Genomic DNA, 3,362 nt, shown 5'->3' on the forward strand with positions numbered 1-3,362 from the left:
CAACAATACAAAAAATTTCTGTAAAATCGTACATGGTAGTTAGAGCCTTTGGGTTGTGTCGTAACTTTCTAAATGGCTCTAACTACCTTTTTTTCAAGGGCTTTTCTTATCCGTAATTCGGGTTAAAGTATTAATAGTAAATAATGACTATATATGCACATCAAGATCATCCAAGCATAGTTTAAAACCAATTTAATTCATTAGTAATTATACAAATTTAGTAAAAAGTACAGCGAGGGGTTATGAAAAAATTTATTACGATTGAGGGAATAGATGGTGTTGGTAAAAGTACCATATCAAAAAAATTAGCAGAAAATATGGGAGCTGAGTTTATACAGACGCCATATTTTAAGAAACATGCTGAAAAAGATTGTGAAGATAAATTTTCTTATTATTTAGATGATCTGATCCAACTTAAATCTATACTAAAAGAAGAGTTAAAAGAAAAAACAATTATTTGCGATAGATATATCCATTCAACAATTGCTTATCAAGGTAATTATATTGAACCTAAATTGATAATGGATAAATATGACTTATTGATTCCTGATCTTACGGTTTATTTAACAGTAGATGAGAAAACTAGATTGGCTAGATTAAAGATACGAGAAACACAATATAACTTTGTAAATGAACTAGATCATGATTATGTGCATCTTAAACATGTTTCAAGCAATTTTAATAAAATGAAAGATATGATGATTATTGATACTTCTACTAAAACTATAGATCAAGTCGTTAAAATTATCCAGGAAGCAATATGAATCATCAATATTTGTCTTTTGAAAAAATAAATAATTTAGCTTGTTGGTGGTTAGAAAATAGTAAAAGTCGCAATGTTGAAATTGCAGCACTTGAACCTTTGATTTGGAAAAGTGGTGATTATAATATCATTGATGTTGTAAGGATTTTTAAAGAGAAAGGATTTTCTGTTTCGATGACATCAAATGGTGCATATTTGAAAAAATATGCACAACTTTTGAAAAATGCTGAATTAGACCTATTAAGAGTTAGTTGGCATTCAATGGATGAAGATATCTATAGCAAGGTAACTGGTGGTGGAAAGTTACATAAATTATTGGATGGTCTTGCTGAAGCAAGCTCATGTAATCTTAATATTTCCATAAATCGTGTCCTGATGAAAGGCTATACTGATGACTTAGCTCAGCAAATAGAATATGTCGATAAATATAAATTAAGACTAAAGCTGTTGGATTTATATTGGACTGCAGATTCAGCAATTGACTATCTTCATTATTATATTTCACCTCAAGATGTTTTAAATAAATATATTTCCAATCAAGAAATTATTCTTTTGGAGGACGAAAATTTCAAACATGGTAGGGAAAGGATCCGTTATTCTACCGAAAATGGAGGAATAATCGAATATAAATTACAAAGTACAGTAAACAGACCTCCAATTTGTGAAAGCTGTTTCCAAAAAGAAAATTGTTTAGAAGGATTTGGGGATTATTTACGCATATTTCCAAATGGAGAGGCTAGTCTCTGTTATCTAAGAAATGATTTAGGAACTAATTTTTTTAAAGCCGATAACATTTCTATTGAAACTGATTTTATGAATAGTACCTTATCAGAGCATATAGACACGATACCTTTACGAATTGTATTGGAAGGCAGATGTAATTTTAACTGTGGATTTCCAAATTCTACAAGCTCTTGGTGTTTAAAGCAGGGGCGAGGTTTTATTTTTCCAACAAGAAAATTGGTACTGAAAAATGTTAGTTAATACTAAAGAAAGTTTAATCAAAAAGCATTATGAAGAATTAACGAATATGCTTTTGGTTGCTGAAAAATCTATTAGCGAGGCACAAAAGGAAGCTAACTATCATATCGGTGCAATGCAAAGTCGATATGATACTTTTAAAGAGGAAGCACAATATTTAGTTGATGCTCAAAAAATTAGATGTAACGAATTAAAATTATTAATTCATAAAACATCTGATTTACTGCAAAACATTAGTTCTATCAAACCCGATAATATAAAAGAGGGTGTTTGTTTTACTCTGACAGATGGCACAGAGCAAAAGCACTTTTTTATTATACCAAGTGGTTTAGGTGGGGTAATGAATGTAAAGGATCGAAAATATTTATGTGTTTCTGAAAATGCTCCTGTGATTAAACCATTCTTGGGAAAAAAGTTAAATGAGTATGCTGATGACTATGAACACCCTTTAGAAAATTTTTATATTTTAGAAATTCTCTAAAATTCCTAAAAGCTAGGGTACTTTCAAAAGTAATATTTACTAATTTTTACTGCCAATCGGCTTATTCGTAAGCATCCACTGAAGATATCTTATCAATCGTTCCTATACGCCTTAATTTAGTCCCCACTTAAAAATAAGTGGGGACTTATTCCATGAGTATGAATATATATCCTGCAACATCTCCCATTGCAAAAAACGTAGAAAATACAGAAAAAAATTCAAACTCAGCGTTGTAAATATCGTCTACTGATGTTTATCGATTATTCCACTGTAAAGCTGTGTATCTACGCTTTTCTTAGGCTAAAAGTAAGCCTCCGCTGAACACACCTTACGAATTCATCCTATAAGCCTTAATTTAGTCCTCACTTAAAACAAGTGGACGACACATAAAATGACCCAAATAGAAGAATTGCTTCCACATCGCTGGAAACCCGAAATCCGTTAAACCTTAACGATGGGGTTCAACGGATGCTTACGCTTATCTTTCATATCTGAAAGGCCTTTATCAGATTGGTGATTTAAATCAAGAAAATACTGATATTGATGCAGTACAGGACCATTTAATTAAGATAAAAAATAAACTCAAAGATTCAAGAAATGAGTATTTCCATATCTCCATGCTGGAAAAAATGGGCTTCATAGACCGAGCTAAGGATTTAACATATGAAATACTGAATCAACAAAAGAAGGGGCAAGCTAATGAGTAATTATTTTGAAGAACTAGGTCTCCGTCATGCCACAGAGCTAGATGCAAAGTCTGTAAAAACTCTCGCAATGTCATTTAAGTTACCTGAGCCAGATCTCATGAAATTGGATGTTTTTTGTGAAGATATGGGAATCAATCGAAGTAAATTTATCCATATGTTATTAGATGATCAAAAGGCCTTTGATGCTCTAAAAACATATATGCTAGCAAGTCAGAAAAATGTAAAGGATTTAGGTTTACCCGATAGTGTAAAGGGCAAATTTGAGAATTATTTACTTTTGGAAAACCCAAGCTTTGATGGCTGATTTAACATAATGGCTGTTATACGAACAATCTTTGTAATGCATATTGCATTACAATATTCTCATGCATTCAATAAATGGGAAAATGATGGCTACTGTTAATTTCAGGGTCGATGAAGCCCTTAAAGA

Annotated in this window: 4 protein-coding genes; all 4 read left to right on the forward strand. The window is 31.5% G+C overall.

What is annotated here, in order from left to right; translation table 11 throughout:
- Positions 1–242 precede the first annotated feature (242 nt).
- The 4 genes from AC07E5_RS10010 to AC07E5_RS10025 all read left to right on the forward strand — a co-directional run bounded on the left by AC07E5_RS10010 (position 243) and on the right by AC07E5_RS10025 (position 3,236).
- Positions 243–764, forward strand: coding sequence for a dTMP kinase (locus AC07E5_RS10010; RefSeq protein ID WP_004826973.1), 522 nt, complete (start codon positions 243–245; stop codon positions 762–764).
- Positions 761–1,747: a radical SAM protein gene (locus AC07E5_RS10015; RefSeq protein ID WP_004826970.1), complete on the forward strand. Its 987-nt coding sequence runs from the start codon at positions 761–763 to the stop codon at positions 1,745–1,747. Before AC07E5_RS10010 ends, AC07E5_RS10015 begins: the two co-directional genes overlap by 4 nt.
- On the forward strand, positions 1,737–2,225 hold the full coding sequence (locus AC07E5_RS10020) for a hypothetical protein (RefSeq protein ID WP_004826968.1): 489 nt from the start codon (positions 1,737–1,739) through the stop codon (positions 2,223–2,225). Before AC07E5_RS10015 ends, AC07E5_RS10020 begins: the two co-directional genes overlap by 11 nt.
- Before the next feature lie 699 nt (positions 2,226–2,924).
- The gene (locus AC07E5_RS10025) at positions 2,925–3,236 is read left to right on the forward strand and encodes a hypothetical protein (protein ID WP_498625371.1); all 312 of its coding nucleotides are present in this window, start codon (positions 2,925–2,927) and stop codon (positions 3,234–3,236) included.
- Positions 3,237–3,362: the final 126 nt, after the last annotated feature.

The organism is Acinetobacter seohaensis, assembly GCF_056431365.1.